This window comes from Exiguobacterium alkaliphilum 12/1 (genome assembly GCF_000714435.1).
Classification (GTDB): domain Bacteria; phylum Bacillota; class Bacilli; order Exiguobacteriales; family Exiguobacteriaceae; genus Exiguobacterium; species Exiguobacterium alkaliphilum.
Genome location: NZ_JJMW01000042.1, coordinates 38,078 through 53,385 on the forward strand (window position 1 = coordinate 38,078; position 15,308 = coordinate 53,385).

A 15,308-nucleotide genomic window follows, 5' to 3' on the forward strand; every position below is an offset into this window, starting at 1 on the left:
ACGTGACGAAAGGAGGTCCATTCGACTATGAACCGTTTGCAAGAGAAGTATAAAAGCGACATCGTGAAAGCGATGATGGATAAATTCAACTATGACTCAGTCATGCAAGTACCGAAGGTCGACAAGATCGTCATCAACATGGGTGTAGGTGACGCTGTTTCGAACTCGAAAGCACTTGATATGGCAGTGGAAGAATTATCAATTCTTTCTGGTCAAAAACCACTCGTAACGAAGGCTAAGAAATCAATCGCTGGTTTCAAACTTCGTGAAGGCATGCCAATCGGAGCGAAAGTAACACTTCGCGGCGAGCGCATGTACGATTTCCTCGACAAATTGGTAACTGTTTCACTTCCACGTGTACGTGACTTCCGCGGTGTATCGAAGAAAGCATTCGACGGACGCGGTAACTACACGCTTGGCGTGAAAGAGCAACTTATTTTCCCTGAGATCGATTACGATAAAGTATCTAAAGTACGCGGTATGGACATCGTTGTTGTTACAACAGCGAACACAGACGAAGAAGCTCGTGAATTGCTCACACTTCTCGGAATGCCATTCCAAAAATAATCTAAAGGGAGGTCGACAACATGGCTAAAAAGTCAATGGTGAATCGCGAAATCAAACGCGAGAAACTCGTTGCCCAGTACGCTGAAAAACGTGCGAAGCTTAAAGCTGAAGGCGATTATATCGGACTCAGCAAATTGCCACGTAACTCGTCACCTGTTCGCTTGCACAACCGTTGCAGCATCACAGGTCGTCCACATGGTTACATGGGTAAATTCGGGATCAGCCGTATCAAGTTCCGTGATCTTGCATACAAAGGTCAAATCCCTGGTGTTAAAAAAGCAAGCTGGTAATCCACTAAAGTGTGAAAGGAGGTACATCGCATGGTAATGACAGACCCAATTGCAGATATGCTTACACGTATCCGTAACGCTAACATGGTTCGCCATGAAAAATTGGAGCTTCCAGCTTCGAACATCAAACGTGAGGTTGCAGAGATCCTCAAGCGTGAAGGTTTCATTCGCGATGTTGAATATATCGAGGACGCTAAACAAGGTACACTTCGTCTTTTCCTTAAATATGGAGCAAGCAACGAACGTGTTATCACTGGTCTCAAACGTATTTCGAAACCAGGTCTTCGCGTATATGCAAAAGCAGATGAAGTACCAAAAGTACTCGGAGGACTCGGTATCGCAGTTCTTTCGACATCAAAAGGTCTTATGACTGATAAAGAAGCTCGCCAACAACAAGTCGGCGGCGAAGTGATCGCCTACATCTGGTAAGTCACTTTTCTAACAAGAACGGAGGTGTAATCAATGTCACGTATTGGTAAAAAACCAGTTACGATTCCAGCTGGCGTTACTGTCACGGTTGCAGAAGACAACACGGTCACAGTAAAAGGTGCTAAAGGTGAACTTTCGCTTTCAGCTAACCCAGCATTGGAAATCAAAGTTGAAGAGAACGAATTGACTGTCGTTCGTCCGGATGACTCGAAAGAGAACCGTACGATCCACGGTACGACACGTGCCCTTATCGCCAACATGGTGGAAGGTGTGTCTAACGGATTCCAGAAAACACTTGAGATCTCAGGGGTTGGTTACCGTGCTGCTAAGCAAGGGAACAAACTCGTCCTCAGCCTCGGTTACTCGCACCCAATCGAGTACGTTGCTGAAGAAGGTATCGAAATCGAAGTACCTTCAAACACGCAAATCATCGTAAAAGGGATTAACAAAGAGCGCGTCGGTCACGTTGCTGCTCAAATCCGCTCGTACCGTGCTCCAGAACCTTACAAAGGTAAAGGTGTTCGTTACTCTGATGAACGTATTCGCCGTAAAGAAGGTAAGACTGGTAAGTAATTCGTCACGAAATGAACGGAAAGGAGTGGCATAAATGATCACAAAAGCAGATAAAAATGCAGTTCGTAAAAAGCGTCATGCTCGTGTACGTCGTACGATCTCGGGGACAGCAGTTCGTCCACGTTTGAACGTCTTCCGCTCAAGCAAACACATTTACGTACAACTCATCGATGACGCGTCACAAACAACGCTTGTGTCAGCATCTTCGAAAGATAAAGCTCTCGATCTTACAAACGGTGGTAACGTTGAAGCAGCGAAAGCTGTCGGTAAACTTGCTGCTGAACGTGCACTCGAGAAAGGTATCGACACAGTTGTGTTCGACCGTGGTGGATACCTCTATCATGGCCGCGTCAAAGCTGTTGCTGAAGCAGCTCGTGAAGCAGGTCTTAAATTCTAATAAAAAGGAGGGGACACTCGATGCGCCAGTTAGACGTTAACATGGAACAACTCGAAGAACGCGTTGTTACCGTAAACCGCGTCGCGAAAGTCGTGAAAGGTGGCCGTCGCTTCCGTTTCGCCGCTCTCGTCGTCGTAGGTGACAAAAATGGTCACGTCGGTTTCGGTACAGGTAAGGCACAAGAGGTGCCAGAAGCGATCCGCAAGGCTATTGAAGCCGCTAAGAAAAACATGGTTCAAGTACCAATGGTCGGTACAACGATTCCACACGAAATCACAGGAGTATTCGGAGCAGGTCGTGTATTCATGAAACCAGCTTCTGAAGGTACTGGGGTTATCGCAGGTGGTCCGGTTCGTGCCGTACTCGAACTTGCAGGTGTAGGTGACATCCTTTCGAAATCGTTAGGTTCGAACACACCAATCAACATCGTCCGCGCGACGGTACAAGGCTTGACAGAGCTTAAAAAAGCAGAGGAAGTTGCTAAACTACGCGGTAAAAGCGTAGAAGAACTTCTTAAATAAGGGAGGGAACTAGACATGGCGAAACTCGCAATCACCCTCACACGCAGCATTATTGGCCGTCCTGAGGATCAGCGTGTAACAGTACGTACACTTGGTCTTCGCAAAATGCATCAGACAGTCGTTGTCCCTGACAACGTCGCGATGCGCGGTATGGTCAAAAAAGTGTCGCACCTTGTGACTGTAAAAGAAATCAACGAATAATCAAAAGATCTTATTAAATAAGGAGGTGCCACTATGAAACTCCATGAATTGAAGCCAACTCCAGGTTCACGTCACGAACGCAACCGTGTCGGTCGCGGTATGGCGACTGGTAACGGTAAAACTTCTGGCCGTGGACACAAAGGTCAAAAAGCTCGTTCGGGCGGTGGCGTTCGTCCAGGATTTGAAGGTGGGCAAAACCCACTCTACCGTCGTCTTCCAAAACGCGGTTTCAACAACCCGACTCGTAAAGAGTACGCAGTTGTATCCCTAGACACGCTTAACCGTTTCGAGGCAGGTACTGAAGTAACTCCAGAACTCTTAATCGAGACTGGTGTTGTCAGCTCTGCTAAAGACGGGATCAAAGTACTTGCTAACGGCAAGCTTGAAACGAAATTGACTGTAAAAGCCAACAAATTCTCGGGTGCAGCGAAAGAAGCGATCGAAGCAGCTGGCGGTTCAGTTGAGGTGATCTGATGTTTCAGACGATCTCCAATATGTGGCGCGTGAAAGATATTCGACAGCGTATTCTCTTCACACTCGCAATCATCATCATTTTCCGCATCGGGGCCCATATCCCGGTGCCGATGGTGAATACGGATGTGTTGCGTTTTGACTCAGGTGGTCTTCTCGACTTCCTGAACTTGTTTGGAGGAAATGCTTTACAGAACTTCTCCCTGTTCGCAATGGGGATCATGCCGTACATTACGGCATCGATCGTCGTACAACTCTTACAGATGGATGTCGTTCCGAAGTTTGCCGAATGGGCAAAACAAGGAGAGGCGGGTCGTAAGAAGTTAGCGACGGTCACGCGCTATGGGACGATCATCTTAGGATTTATTCAAGCGACTTCGTTGTCGTTTGGGTTCAACCGCCTCTACCCAGGTCTCGTCAATGAGACGTGGGGAACGGCTACCTACTTTGTGATCGCGATTGTACTCACTGCAGGTACAGCGTTCTTGATGTTCTTAGGTGAGATGACGACGGAGAGAGGTGTTGGGAATGGTATTTCCATCATTATCTTCGCCGGTATCGTCGCTGGGTTCCCAAGAATCTTCACGCAGATTTATGAGACGAAGCTCCAAAATGCTGGAGACGCGTTATTCATTAACGTTGTTTACTTGGTTGTATTGGCACTCGTTATTTTGGCTGTGACGGTTGGGATCATTTATGTTCAACAAGCGGCACGCAAAATTCCGATTCAATATGCGAAGCGTACGGCGAACCGCACCCCTGTGGGCGGTCAGTCAACGCACTTGCCAATCAAGCTAAACGCGGCTGGTGTTATCCCGGTTATCTTCGCGATTTCCTTCATGGTGACACCGCCAACTGTTGCAAGCTTCATTGCTTCTCCTGAAACGACGCAGAAATTGCAGACCTACTTCGATACGACAGCTCCGATTGGAATGTCCATCTATGTAGCGCTCATCATCGCGTTCGCTTACTTCTATACATTCGTTCAGGTTAACCCGGAACAGATGGCAGAAAACTTGCAGAAGCAAGGTGGTTATATCCCTGGGATTCGTCCTGGGGCGCAAACAGAACAGTACATCACGAAGTTGCTTTATCGATTGACGTTCTTCGGGGCGATCTTCTTATCGGTCGTCGCGATCATGCCGACAATCTTCATTAAGCTTGCCGGTCTCCCAACTTCGGTGCAAATCGGAGGAACGAGCTTGTTGATCGTCATCGGGGTAGCCCTCGAGACGATGAAACAAATCGAAAGCCAACTCGTAAAACGACACTACAAAGGCTTTATCCGTTAAAGCGGAAGGAAGGGTAAACCCTTCCTTCCTGTCGTGTTACGACTAGTTCGTGAAAAACAAAACTGGAGGCTAACTGAGATGAATCTAGTACTCATGGGCTTACCGGGTGCAGGGAAAGGGACTCAAGCGGCGAAAATCGTCGAAGAGTACCAAATCCCACACATTTCGACAGGCGACATGTTTCGTGCGGCAATCAAAGGCGGAACGCCACTCGGCAAAGAAGCAAAATCGTTCATGGATAAAGGCGAACTCGTACCGGATGAGGTTACAATCGGAATCGTACGTGAGCGCTTGAGTCAAGATGACACGAAGAACGGCTTCCTACTCGATGGATTCCCGCGTACTGTTGCTCAAGCAGAGGCACTCGAAAGTTTGCTTAAAGATTTGGGAAAACAGATTGACCATGTCGTGAACATCGATGTGGATGCGGAAATTCTCGTCCCGCGTTTGACAGGTCGTTGGATCTGCCCGACGTGTGGTGCGACATATCACGTCATCTTCAACCCACCAAAAGTGGAAGGGATTTGTGATGTGGATGGGTCGGCTCTCATGCAACGTGAAGACGATAAAGAGGAAACGGTTCGCCGTCGCCTTGACGTCAACATCGAGCAATCGAAACCACTCATTGACTTTTACGCTGAAAAAGGGTATCTTCGTACATTGGATGGAGATCGTCCAATCGATGTCGTTTACGCCGATGTCAAAGCGTTACTCGGTGATACTGAATGATCATCACGAAGACGCCTCGTGAAATTGCGATTATGCGTGAGGCTGGGCAAATTGTTGCTCGAACGCACCAGGTGCTTAAACAGCACATCAAACCAGGAATTACAACGCTTGAGCTCGACCGGATTGCGGAAGATTATATTCGCAGCCAAGGTGCAACACCTTCGTTCAAAGGTTACAACGGGTTTACCGGTAGCGTTTGTGCGTCGGTGAATGAAGAGCTTGTTCATGGCATTCCGGGGGAACGGGTATTGAACGACGGAGATATCATCTCCATCGACATCGGTGCCCATTACAACGGATACCATGGAGACTCTGCCTGGACTTATCCAGTCGGAACAATCTCGGACGAGACGCAGCGGTTACTTGACGTAACCGAAGAAAGTCTGTATAAAGGATTGGAGCACGCCAAGGCTGGACAGCGATTAACGGATATCTCGCATGCGATTCAAGCGTATGTCGAGGCACACGATTTTTCTGTCGTCCGCGAATACGTCGGTCATGGTGTCGGTCAAAATTTGCATGAAGAACCGCAAATCCCACACTATGGTCCACCGGGGAAAGGGCCACGCCTGAAGACTGGAATGACGTTAGCTATCGAACCGATGGTGAACGCTGGTCAACGCTATGTTCGAACACTGGCTGACAACTGGACAGTTGTGACAGTGGACGGTAGCATGTGCGCCCACTTTGAGCACACCATCGCCATCACAGACGATGGATACGAGATTTTAACGAAACTCGATTCCGGTGAATGAGGCTCTATTGCTTCGTGCTGATCCGTTACGGATCCTTCTCTCACAGTACAATGCGATAGATCGTCTGTGCTCCTAAATATCTTCATATAGAAAGGGGAATAAATGATGGCGAAACAAGATGTCATTGAAGTGGAAGGCACTGTTGTCGAACCACTTCCAAACGCAATGTTTAAAGTGGAGTTAGAAAACGGCCACACGGTGCTCGCGCACGTCTCAGGGAAAATTCGGATGCACTACATTCGAATCCTTCCAGGTGACCGCGTAACTGTCGAGTTGTCTCCGTACGACTTGACTCGCGGGCGGATTACGTACCGTTACAAGTAACTCCGATTTTTCCAGGAGGAGGGTATAATCATGAAAGTAAGACCGTCGGTAAAACCGATCTGCGAAAAATGTAAAGTTATTCGTCGTAAGGGTAAAGTAATGGTAATTTGCGAAAACCCGAAACACAAACAAAAACAAGGTTAATCTAAGAGGAGGTGCACACATGGCACGTATTGCTGGTGTAGATATTCCACGCGAAAAACGTATCGTTATTTCGCTCACATACATCTTTGGTATTGGTAAAACAAGAGCACAAGAAATTTTGAAGGCTGCAAACGTATCTGAAGATTCACGCACACGTGATTTGACAGAGGACGAAATCAACCGCATCCGTGAAGCAATTGACGGAATCAAAGTTGAAGGTGACCTTCGTCGTGAAGTTTCACTCAACATTAAGCGTTTGATCGAAATCGGCGCATATCGCGGTGTTCGTCACCGTCGTAGTCTCCCTGTTCGCGGTCAAAACACGAAGAACAACTCGCGTACTCGTAAAGGCCCACGCCGTACAGTAGCGAACAAGAAGAAGTAAAGGAGGGAATTGAACAATGGCGAAACGTAAGCAAAACGTACGTTCTAAACGTAAAGTTAAAAAACATGTTGAAGTCGGTGTGGTACACATCCGTTCTACATTCAACAACACAATCATCACAATCACTGATACGCAAGGTAACGCGATCTCATGGGCTACTTCTGGTAACCTTGGATTTAAAGGATCACGTAAATCGACTCCGTTCGCAGCACAATTGGCTGCTGAAACTGCAGCGAAAGTTGCAATGGACAACGGTATGCGCACAGTAGAAGTTAACGTTAAAGGTCCTGGTGCTGGACGCGAAGCGGCTATCCGTGCCCTCCAAGCTACTGGTCTTGAAGTAACTGCAATCCGTGACGTAACACCAGTTCCGCACAACGGTTGCCGCCCTCCAAAACGTCGCCGCGTATAACCGCTTGAGCGTGTGATGGGCATTCCTAGCACGGACAGCATATACAATGCAGTGCAAACTGCATGGCAGGATACACTCAAGGAGGGGTTCAGATGATCGAGATTGAAAAACCAAAGATCGAAACGGTCGAAATCAGCGAGGATGCTACGTTTGGTAAATTCGTAGTCGAACCGCTTGAACGTGGATATGGCACGACTCTTGGTAACTCACTACGTCGAATTTTATTGTCATCGCTTCCTGGTGCAGCGGTAACGGCAGTTCAAATCGATGGCGTGCTTCACGAGTTCTCTACGATTGACGGTGTCGTCGAAGACGTCACACAAATCGTATTAAACCTGAAGAAGTTAGCGCTCAAAGTGTACTCGGACGAAGAGAAGACGCTTGAGATTAACGTTTCAAGTGCCGGTGCTGTCACTGCGGCAGACATTACCCATGATAGCGACGTTGAAATCTTGAATCCTGAGCTCCACATCGCGACTCTCGCTGACAACGCGACGCTTCGCATGCGTTTGACTGCTCGCCGTGGTCGTGGTTACGTCCAGGCAGAAGACAACAAACGTGATGATATGCCGATTGGTGTCATTCCAATCGATTCGATCTACACACCGATTCAACGTGTAAACTACGAAGTAGATAAAACACGTGTCGGTCAAGACGCTAGCTTCGATAAGCTTCTATTAGACGTGTGGACAGATGGTTCAATCCGTCCGGAAGAAGCGGTATCGCTCGGGGCGAAAATTTTGACAGAACACTTGAACATCTTTGTTGGCTTGACGGACGAAGCTCTCAATGCAGAAATCATGGTCGAGAAAGAAGAAGACCAAAAAGAAAAAGTACTCGAAATGACGATTGAAGAACTCGATCTTTCAGTTCGTTCGTACAACTGCTTGAAGCGCGCCGGCATCAACACTGTTCAAGAACTCGCAAACAAATCAGAGGAAGAGATGATGAAAGTCCGTAACCTCGGACGTAAATCACTCGAAGAAGTTCAACTCAAGTTGGACGAGCTCGGTTTGGGCTTGCGTAAAGAAGACTAAGTTCAACCGAAGGAGGGAAATGTAATGGCTTATTCGAAACTTGGCCGTACAAGCTCACAACGTAAGGCACTTTTGCGTGATCTTGCAACTGACCTTATTATCAACGAGCGCATTCAAACAACTGAACAAAAAGCGAAAGAACTTCGCCCAGTCGTTGAAAAATTGATCACTCTTGGGAAACGTGGCGATCTTCATGCCCGTCGTCAAGTTGCTTCATTCGTTCGCAAAGAGAACGCTGGAGAAAAAGACGCAATCCAAAAATTGTTCGAAGACGTGGCACCACGCTACGCTGAACGTCAAGGTGGATACACGCGCATCATGAAAGTCGGCCCACGCCGCGGTGATGGTGCAGAAGTTGTAATCATCGAACTCGTCTAATTCATTAGGCAGTCAACAGGGCATGCGGTGACGTATTGCCCTGTTTCCACATCGAAAGGAGTCGGCCCATGGAACCTCAAATTATGGTACGCGATATCGTGTTTCGTTACCCGGGACAAACCGAGCCTGCCCTTAACGGGTTGTCGCTCGATGTATACAAAGGGGAATGGCTCGCCATCGTCGGCCATAACGGTTCTGGCAAGTCGACTTTAACGAAATTGTGGAACGGGCTTTTGCTTCCCCAAGAAGGAGAAGTCCGGGTAGAGGCACTCGATCCGACGGACGCCACAGACGTGTGGGACGTCCGGAAACGGGTCGGTGTCGTCTTCCAAAATCCTGACAACCAGTTTGTCGGGGCGACCGTGCGCGATGATGTGGCATTCTCTCTCGAAAACATGGGACTTCCACGTCAAGAAATGGTTCGTCGAATTGATGACAGTCTAGCGCGCGTTGGATTATCGGAACTAGCGGACCGTGAACCGCATCAGTTATCCGGTGGACAAAAGCAGCGTGTTGCGATTGCTTCGGCTCTCGCAATGCGCCCGCATGTCCTCGTGCTCGATGAAGCGACCTCGATGCTCGACCCGATTGGGCGCAAAGAGGTGTTACAAACGGTACGACAGCTCGTCTCGGAAGGGATGACCGTTGTCGCCATTACCCACGAGCTCGACGAAGTGTTGTTTGCTGACCGTATCATTGCCCTGTCAAAAGGCGAAATTGCCATGACAGGCACTCCTGAAGACGTGTTTCAACGTCCGGACGCATTACGTGCCATTCAACTGGATGTGCCGTTCATCGTCAGGATGCAACTCGAACTGAAGGAACGCGGCATTCCACTCGATCGTCTGATGCTACAACATTCGGAGTTGGTGAATCATCTATGCCGATTAGCATTGAAGAAGTGACCTATTTGTACCAATTGAATACTCCGTTTGAACGAACCGCGCTGCGCGATGTGAATGTATCCATTCCGTCGGGAGCGCTTGTTGCGTTTCTTGGCCATACCGGCTCAGGGAAGTCGACGCTCGTCCAACATTTGAATGGATTGTTGCGCCCGACGAAAGGGCGTGTCGTCGTCGATGACATCGAGGTCCGGGCCATCACGAAACGTCGTGACAAAAAAGAAAGCTTACTACCGCTTCGGCGCCGCGTTGGGCTCGTCTTCCAATATCCCGAACATCAGCTGTTCGAAGAGACGGTCGAACGCGACGTCATGTTTGGTCCGCGCAACTTCGGCGCGACCGAGGCCGAAGCGAAAGAACGGGCCCATGCCGCTTTACGTCTCGTCGGGCTAGACGAGTCGCTGTGGACCCGTTCACCATTTGACTTGTCTGGGGGTCAGATGCGTCGTGTGGCGATTGCAGGCGTGCTTGCAAGCCGTCCAGACGTCCTCGTCGTCGATGAGCCGACAGCAGGACTCGATCCGCTTGGACGTCGCGACATGCTCAGTTTGTTCAAACGCTTAAAACATGAACTGGATTTGACACTCATCCTCGTGTCGCACGACATGGACGATGTCTTGACGTATGCCGAGCGTGTCGTCGTGATGGAACGCGGCGCTGTCGCCTTCGACGGAGACCCGTTCGACTTATTCCGTGATGAAGCGCTCGTCACGTCGTTACAACTCGACGTTCCGAACGTGCTCCGGATGGCCCAAGCGTTCGAGCCGACGTTCGGAACAATCCCGCCGGCATTACGGACCGAGGCGGAACTTGCCGATTGGATTGCGCTGCATCTTCGGAAGGAGGGGTCCCTTTGATTATCGGGCAATATATCCCGGGACACTCGTGGCTCCATTCGCTCGACGCCCGGGCGAAGACGTTGTTCGTCCTCTTGTTTATCCCGATTGTCTTCTTGGCGGATAACTTATGGACGAACGTATTTTTACTGGCGTTCACGTTGTTCGCAGTCAAACTGTCCCAACTGTCGTGGCGTTTTCTGTGGAACGGTTTACGGATGATTCTGTTCTTGATTATCTTCACGCTGTTCTTGCAACTGTTCTTCAATCGGGACGGGCAGTTGCTCCTTTCGGTCGGGCCGTTTGCGATTTACTCGGAAGGGATTCGGATGGGGATGATCGTCTCGCTCCGTTTCTTCTATCTCGTCATGCTGACGACGCTCGTGACGCTCACGACGACACCGATGGAACTGACCGACTCGATCGAGGCCGGACTCCGTCCGCTCGAACGGTTCAAAGTGCCGGCCCATGAGATCGCGCTCATGTTGTCCATCTCGCTTCGTTTCTTGCCGACGCTTGCCGACGAGACCGATCGCATCATGAAAGCCCAACAAGCTCGCGGCGTCGATTTGAAGAGCGGCCCCGTTAAAGATCGGTTGAAGGCGGTCGTCCCACTCATGATTCCGTTATTCGTATCGGCGTTTAAACGGGCTGAGGATCTCGCCACGGCGATGGAGGCCCGCGGGTATCGTGGGGGGGAAGGACGGACAAGATGGCGTGAGATGACGTGGCATCGCCGTGATACGGGCTTACTCGTCGCGTTCGTCGTGTTGACACTCATCTTATTAGGATTGCGAGGGATTGGATGAGACGGATTAAATTGACGATCGCTTATGACGGGACGAACTACGCAGGCTATCAAGTACAACCGAACGGCAACACGATTCAAGCCGAGGTCGAGGCCGTGCTAGCGCGGATGCATGGGCAACGCGTTAAAGTCGTCGCCTCAGGCCGCACCGATGCACGTGTTCACGCGAAAGGCCAAGTGCTCCACTTTGACACGCATTTACAAATGCCGGCGGACCGGTTCGTCAAAGCGTTGAACGCGATGCTACCGGACGACATCCATGCTTGTTCGGCGGAAGAGACCGAAACGTCATTTCACGCCCGTTACGGGGCGAAGCGGAAGGAGTATCGGTACGTCATCCGCCAGGACGTGGATCCGTTTCGTCGGCACCATGCCGTGACGGTGACATATCCGCTCGACGTCGAGCGGATGCGACAAGCACTCGCTCACTTGGTCGGGACGCATGACTTCACGTCGTTCTCCGTGACGAAGGCGGAAGTCGAGGATCGTGTCCGGACCATCTATGAGGCAGAGCTCGTCGAAACCGGGGAAGAGATGTACTTCCGGTTCGTCGGGTCGGGGTTCCTATACAATCAAGTCCGCATCATGGTCGGCACCGTGCTTGACGTCGGCCGCGGGAAGTATGAGCCTCGGGACATCGAGCGAATGTTGGCGGAAAAAGACCGTCGGGTTGCTGGAATTACGGCACCGCCGCACGGCCTTTATTTATGGAATGTGAATTATGAAAAAGTAGATTGACATTCCCCTTATAAAATCGTATCATATTCATTGGCATTTCATTTTCATATTGAGAGATGAACCACAATCTTAGCCCCGTAAACTAGGATTATGATAAAGCATCACCCAAGCAGTAAAAAAATTAAGCGAACAGACATTTTAGGAGGTATTCCACATGCGCACGACATTCATGGCAAAAGCATCTGAAGTAGAACGCAAATGGCTCCTTATCGACGCAGAAGGCAAAACACTTGGTCGTTTGACTAGTGAAGTAGCATCACTTCTTCGCGGTAAGCACAAGCCGACTTTCACACCACACGTTGATTGCGGAGACCACGTCATCATCATCAACGCTGAGAAAATTCACTTAACTGGTAACAAGTTAAATGACAAGATCTACTACCGTCATTCAGGTCATCCAGGCGGTTTGAAATCACAAACTGCAAAAGAGCTTCTTGCAAAACGCCCAGAGCGTATGCTTGAACTCGCGATTAAAGGGATGCTTCCAAAAGGATCACTCGGTCGTCAATCATTCAACAAACTCCACGTTTACGCTGGAGCTGAGCACAAGCACGAAGCACAAAAACCAGAAGTTTACGAACTTCGCGGTTAATCGGGACACAGGGAGGAACTAAACGATGGCAGATGTACGTTACTACGGAACAGGCCGCCGCAAACACTCGGTGGCTCGCGTTCACCTCGTTGCAGGTGACGGTAAAGTTGTTGTAAATGGCCGTGATATCTCAGAATACTTCGGTCATGAGACTTTGATCATGATGGCTAAATCACCACTCGTATTGACTGAAACAGAAGGTAAATACGATGTAATCGTTAACGTTAACGGTGGTGGATACACTGGACAAGCTGGAGCGATTCGCCACGGCGTATCACGTGCGCTTCTTCAAGCGGACCCAGAATTCCGTCCAGGCCTCAAAGAAAAAGGCTTCTTGACTCGTGACGCACGTATGAAAGAGCGTAAAAAATACGGTCTTAAAGCAGCACGTCGCGCACCACAGTTCTCGAAGCGTTAATCTTCGGGCAAGTTGGTCTTTTACTCTCCCCCTTTCTGGGTGGAGAGTTTTTTTGTATGCAATTTACCGATTTCTGTTTCATCAAGAAAACGCTTTTTTTGATATACTGTTAGCGAGACAGAAATTAGGGGGAAATGACATGCTTACAGTCGAACAAGTTCGTGAAGAATTGGCGGGGTTAGTCGATCCGACGATTAACCGTACGCTTGGTGATACAGCTGGTGTGAAAGATGTCCGCATCAAAGAAGATTATGTGAGCGTGAAAGTGGCGCTCGGTCAGACTGGGAGCGGGGAACAGTTACAACTGCAACAAGAGATCGTGACGCTCTTAAAAGGCAAAGGCTTCAAGACGGTCGGTCTTCGCTTCGAAGCGCTCAACGATGAGAGTCTGAAGGAAGCGACGAAGCCGGCCATCCTGCGTGAAAACTCAGGGACGACGTTTATCGCCATCGCCTCAGGTAAAGGCGGCGTCGGCAAATCGACCGTATCGGTCAACTTGGCGGTCGCACTCGCGCGTGCCGGTAAAAAAGTCGGATTGATTGATGCGGACATTTACGGTTTCAGTGTGCCGGACATGCTCGGGATTGAAGAACGTCCGGTCGTGCGCGGAGAGAAGATTATCCCGGTCGAGCGGTTCGGTGTCAAAGTCATCTCGATGGGCTTCTTCGTCGAGGACAATGCGCCGGTCATTTGGCGGGGGCCAATGCTCGGGAAGATGCTCAATAACTTCTTCAATGACGTCGAGTGGGGTGATCTCGATTACCTGCTCCTCGATTTGCCGCCAGGAACGGGTGACGTCGCGCTCGACATCCACTCGATGCTCCCAGCTTGTCAGGAGTTGATCGTGACGACGCCTCACGCCACGGCAGCGTTCGTCGCGGCCCGTGCCGGTGCGATGGCGATTAAGACGAACCATAAAGTACTCGGCATCATCGAGAACATGGCTTACTTCGAGAGCAAGGTGACAGGCGAGAAAGAATACGTCTTTGGTTACGGTGGTGGGGAGAAATTGTCTGAAGCGTTGAAGAGTAAGCTGCTCGCCCAAATCCCGCTCGGCCAACCTTATGACAATGAAGAAGACTTTGCGCCGTCGGTCTACCGTGACGGCCACCCGTTTGAAGCGACTTACGATGAATTGGCACAAGCGGTGATTGAACAAATAGAAGGGTGAATGGTTAACAGATGAAAGTACAAGGTTTTTTACGGTTGTTTTGGACAACACTCGTCTTCGGGACATTATTTGGGTTCGTGATGAACTTGTTGGCGAACCCGGGTTATTTAGTGAGCCAGTCATGGGCCGCCATCGTGACGGCACTCAGTTATTCAAGCACGTGGACCGGAATCAGCATGATGGGCTTTTTTGCTTATTTGATCGTGCATCGTGTCGGACTGGATTTATTTCGTGGACCGAGGCTTTGGAATCGTGTCCAAGTGCTCTTGATCGCCTTCGCCTTATTTGATGCTGTCTACCTTCGTATGCTTGCGTTTAGTAACGATCATATGTGGCGCTATATCGGAGAGATGGTCGTGTTAGTCATCGTCTCTTGGATTGTCGCGACGAGCAAGGCGAGACAGACGAATGCGAGTGCGTTTATCCCGACCCTCTTCTTGATGATTGTCATCACGTTGATTGAATGGATTCCTGCGCTTCAAACGACAGATGAGGTCGCGCTTCTTTGGCCGGCCTTAGCGACGCTTGTGTTCGCGAACGCGTATCAAGTGTTGATGTTGCATCGGTTTCAGGCGCCTGTTGAGGCACCGGTCGAGGCGCGTCAGCCAAAAGGTTCGAAAAAACGTGTCACGTCAAAGTCGTCTTAACTGAAAAGTCGAGAAAGGGGAACGTCCGACTGGATGTTTCCCCTTTTTTTGCTACAGGAATGATCAGGCGAAAGAAATTCAAAAAACAATAAAGTTTTTTTAGAAAAACAGTTGACGAATATTAGGGGCGCTGATATATTAATAAACGTCGCTGCTGTTCCTTTCGGAACATCAGAAAGTAAGTGAAAAAAATAATAAAAAGTGATTGACTTTCACAAGTCGAATCGCTATTATTAAAAAGTCGCTAACACGACAACGAATTGGTCTTTGAAAACTGAACGATGAGGCAAA

25 protein-coding genes are annotated in these 15,308 nt (G+C 49.4%); all 25 read left to right on the top strand.

Annotation, left to right across the window (positions count from 1 at the left end; all coding sequences use genetic code 11):
• Positions 1–27: 27 nt before the first annotated feature.
• The 25 genes from rplE to RT52_RS10310 all read left to right on the top strand — a co-directional run bounded on the left by rplE (position 28) and on the right by RT52_RS10310 (position 15,017).
• Positions 28–567 carry a 50S ribosomal protein L5 gene (gene rplE / locus RT52_RS10195; RefSeq protein ID WP_024372189.1) on the top strand — a complete coding sequence of 180 codons (540 nt, stop codon included), beginning with the start codon at positions 28–30 and terminating at the stop codon, positions 565–567.
• A gap of 20 nt (positions 568–587) precedes the next feature.
• Positions 588–857, top strand: coding sequence for a 30S ribosomal protein S14 (gene rpsN, locus RT52_RS10200; RefSeq protein ID WP_034804036.1), 270 nt, complete (start codon positions 588–590; stop codon positions 855–857).
• 30 nt (positions 858–887) lie between these two features.
• Complete coding sequence (rpsH, locus tag RT52_RS10205) at positions 888–1,286, top strand: 30S ribosomal protein S8 (RefSeq protein WP_034804038.1); 399 nt, start codon at positions 888–890, stop codon at positions 1,284–1,286.
• Between the two features lie 33 nt (positions 1,287–1,319).
• Positions 1,320–1,859, top strand: coding sequence for a 50S ribosomal protein L6 (rplF, locus tag RT52_RS10210; protein WP_024372191.1), 540 nt, complete (start codon positions 1,320–1,322; stop codon positions 1,857–1,859).
• 34 nt (positions 1,860–1,893) lie between these two features.
• Positions 1,894–2,256 (top strand): 50S ribosomal protein L18, encoded by a 363-nt coding sequence (gene rplR / locus RT52_RS10215; RefSeq protein WP_034804040.1) that lies wholly within the window; start codon positions 1,894–1,896, stop codon positions 2,254–2,256.
• A 20-nt stretch (positions 2,257–2,276) separates the two neighbouring features.
• A complete protein-coding gene (gene rpsE, locus RT52_RS10220; protein ID WP_034817136.1) occupies positions 2,277–2,777 on the top strand; it encodes a 30S ribosomal protein S5 in 501 nt (166 codons plus the stop codon).
• A gap of 15 nt (positions 2,778–2,792) precedes the next feature.
• A complete protein-coding gene (gene rpmD / locus RT52_RS10225; RefSeq protein ID WP_024372193.1) occupies positions 2,793–2,978 on the top strand; it encodes a 50S ribosomal protein L30 in 186 nt (61 codons plus the stop codon).
• 33 nt (positions 2,979–3,011) lie between these two features.
• Positions 3,012–3,452 (top strand): 50S ribosomal protein L15, encoded by a 441-nt coding sequence (gene rplO, locus RT52_RS10230; RefSeq protein ID WP_021066618.1) that lies wholly within the window; start codon positions 3,012–3,014, stop codon positions 3,450–3,452.
• Positions 3,452–4,741 carry a preprotein translocase subunit SecY gene (gene secY / locus RT52_RS10235; RefSeq protein ID WP_034804046.1) on the top strand — a complete coding sequence of 430 codons (1,290 nt, stop codon included), beginning with the start codon at positions 3,452–3,454 and terminating at the stop codon, positions 4,739–4,741. Before rplO ends, secY begins: the two co-directional genes overlap by 1 nt.
• Positions 4,742–4,819: 78 nt before the next feature.
• On the top strand, positions 4,820–5,470 hold the full coding sequence (locus tag RT52_RS10240) for an adenylate kinase (RefSeq protein WP_034817137.1): 651 nt from the start codon (positions 4,820–4,822) through the stop codon (positions 5,468–5,470).
• Positions 5,467–6,225, top strand: coding sequence for a type I methionyl aminopeptidase (gene map, locus RT52_RS10245; RefSeq protein WP_034804052.1), 759 nt, complete (start codon positions 5,467–5,469; stop codon positions 6,223–6,225). Before RT52_RS10240 ends, map begins: the two co-directional genes overlap by 4 nt.
• A 105-nt stretch (positions 6,226–6,330) precedes the next feature.
• Complete coding sequence (gene infA, locus RT52_RS10250; protein WP_021066622.1) at positions 6,331–6,549, top strand: translation initiation factor IF-1; 219 nt, start codon at positions 6,331–6,333, stop codon at positions 6,547–6,549.
• Between the two features lie 30 nt (positions 6,550–6,579).
• Positions 6,580–6,693 (top strand): 50S ribosomal protein L36, encoded by a 114-nt coding sequence (rpmJ, locus tag RT52_RS16215; RefSeq protein WP_003156543.1) that lies wholly within the window; start codon positions 6,580–6,582, stop codon positions 6,691–6,693.
• A gap of 19 nt (positions 6,694–6,712) precedes the next feature.
• Positions 6,713–7,078 carry a 30S ribosomal protein S13 gene (gene rpsM / locus RT52_RS10255; protein ID WP_024372197.1) on the top strand — a complete coding sequence of 122 codons (366 nt, stop codon included), beginning with the start codon at positions 6,713–6,715 and terminating at the stop codon, positions 7,076–7,078.
• 16 nt (positions 7,079–7,094) lie between these two features.
• Entirely contained in the window at positions 7,095–7,490 is a 396-nt protein-coding gene (rpsK, locus tag RT52_RS10260; protein ID WP_021066624.1) for a 30S ribosomal protein S11, read from the top strand.
• Between the two features lie 92 nt (positions 7,491–7,582).
• Positions 7,583–8,527 (top strand): DNA-directed RNA polymerase subunit alpha, encoded by a 945-nt coding sequence (locus RT52_RS10265; protein WP_021066625.1) that lies wholly within the window; start codon positions 7,583–7,585, stop codon positions 8,525–8,527.
• A gap of 24 nt (positions 8,528–8,551) precedes the next feature.
• Positions 8,552–8,905: a 50S ribosomal protein L17 gene (gene rplQ, locus RT52_RS10270; protein WP_012727650.1), complete on the top strand. Its 354-nt coding sequence runs from the start codon at positions 8,552–8,554 to the stop codon at positions 8,903–8,905.
• Between the two features lie 68 nt (positions 8,906–8,973).
• Entirely contained in the window at positions 8,974–9,810 is an 837-nt protein-coding gene (locus RT52_RS10275; protein WP_034817139.1) for an energy-coupling factor transporter ATPase, read from the top strand.
• The gene (locus RT52_RS10280; RefSeq protein ID WP_034817141.1) at positions 9,786–10,664 is read left to right on the top strand and encodes an energy-coupling factor transporter ATPase; all 879 of its coding nucleotides are present in this window, start codon (positions 9,786–9,788) and stop codon (positions 10,662–10,664) included. Before RT52_RS10275 ends, RT52_RS10280 begins: the two co-directional genes overlap by 25 nt.
• Positions 10,661–11,452, top strand: a complete 792-nt coding sequence (locus RT52_RS10285; RefSeq protein ID WP_034817143.1) for an energy-coupling factor transporter transmembrane component T family protein — start codon at positions 10,661–10,663, stop codon at positions 11,450–11,452. Before RT52_RS10280 ends, RT52_RS10285 begins: the two co-directional genes overlap by 4 nt.
• Positions 11,449–12,189 carry a tRNA pseudouridine(38-40) synthase TruA gene (truA, locus tag RT52_RS10290; RefSeq protein WP_034817145.1) on the top strand — a complete coding sequence of 247 codons (741 nt, stop codon included), beginning with the start codon at positions 11,449–11,451 and terminating at the stop codon, positions 12,187–12,189. Before RT52_RS10285 ends, truA begins: the two co-directional genes overlap by 4 nt.
• Before the next feature lie 154 nt (positions 12,190–12,343).
• Positions 12,344–12,781, top strand: coding sequence for a 50S ribosomal protein L13 (gene rplM, locus RT52_RS10295; RefSeq protein WP_024372202.1), 438 nt, complete (start codon positions 12,344–12,346; stop codon positions 12,779–12,781).
• 25 nt (positions 12,782–12,806) lie between these two features.
• Positions 12,807–13,199, top strand: a complete 393-nt coding sequence (rpsI, locus tag RT52_RS10300) for a 30S ribosomal protein S9 (protein ID WP_034807525.1) — start codon at positions 12,807–12,809, stop codon at positions 13,197–13,199.
• Between the two features lie 139 nt (positions 13,200–13,338).
• Positions 13,339–14,370 carry an Mrp/NBP35 family ATP-binding protein gene (locus tag RT52_RS10305; RefSeq protein ID WP_034807523.1) on the top strand — a complete coding sequence of 344 codons (1,032 nt, stop codon included), beginning with the start codon at positions 13,339–13,341 and terminating at the stop codon, positions 14,368–14,370.
• Between the two features lie 11 nt (positions 14,371–14,381).
• Entirely contained in the window at positions 14,382–15,017 is a 636-nt protein-coding gene (locus RT52_RS10310) for a KinB-signaling pathway activation protein (RefSeq protein WP_034807521.1), read from the top strand.
• Positions 15,018–15,308: the final 291 nt, after the last annotated feature.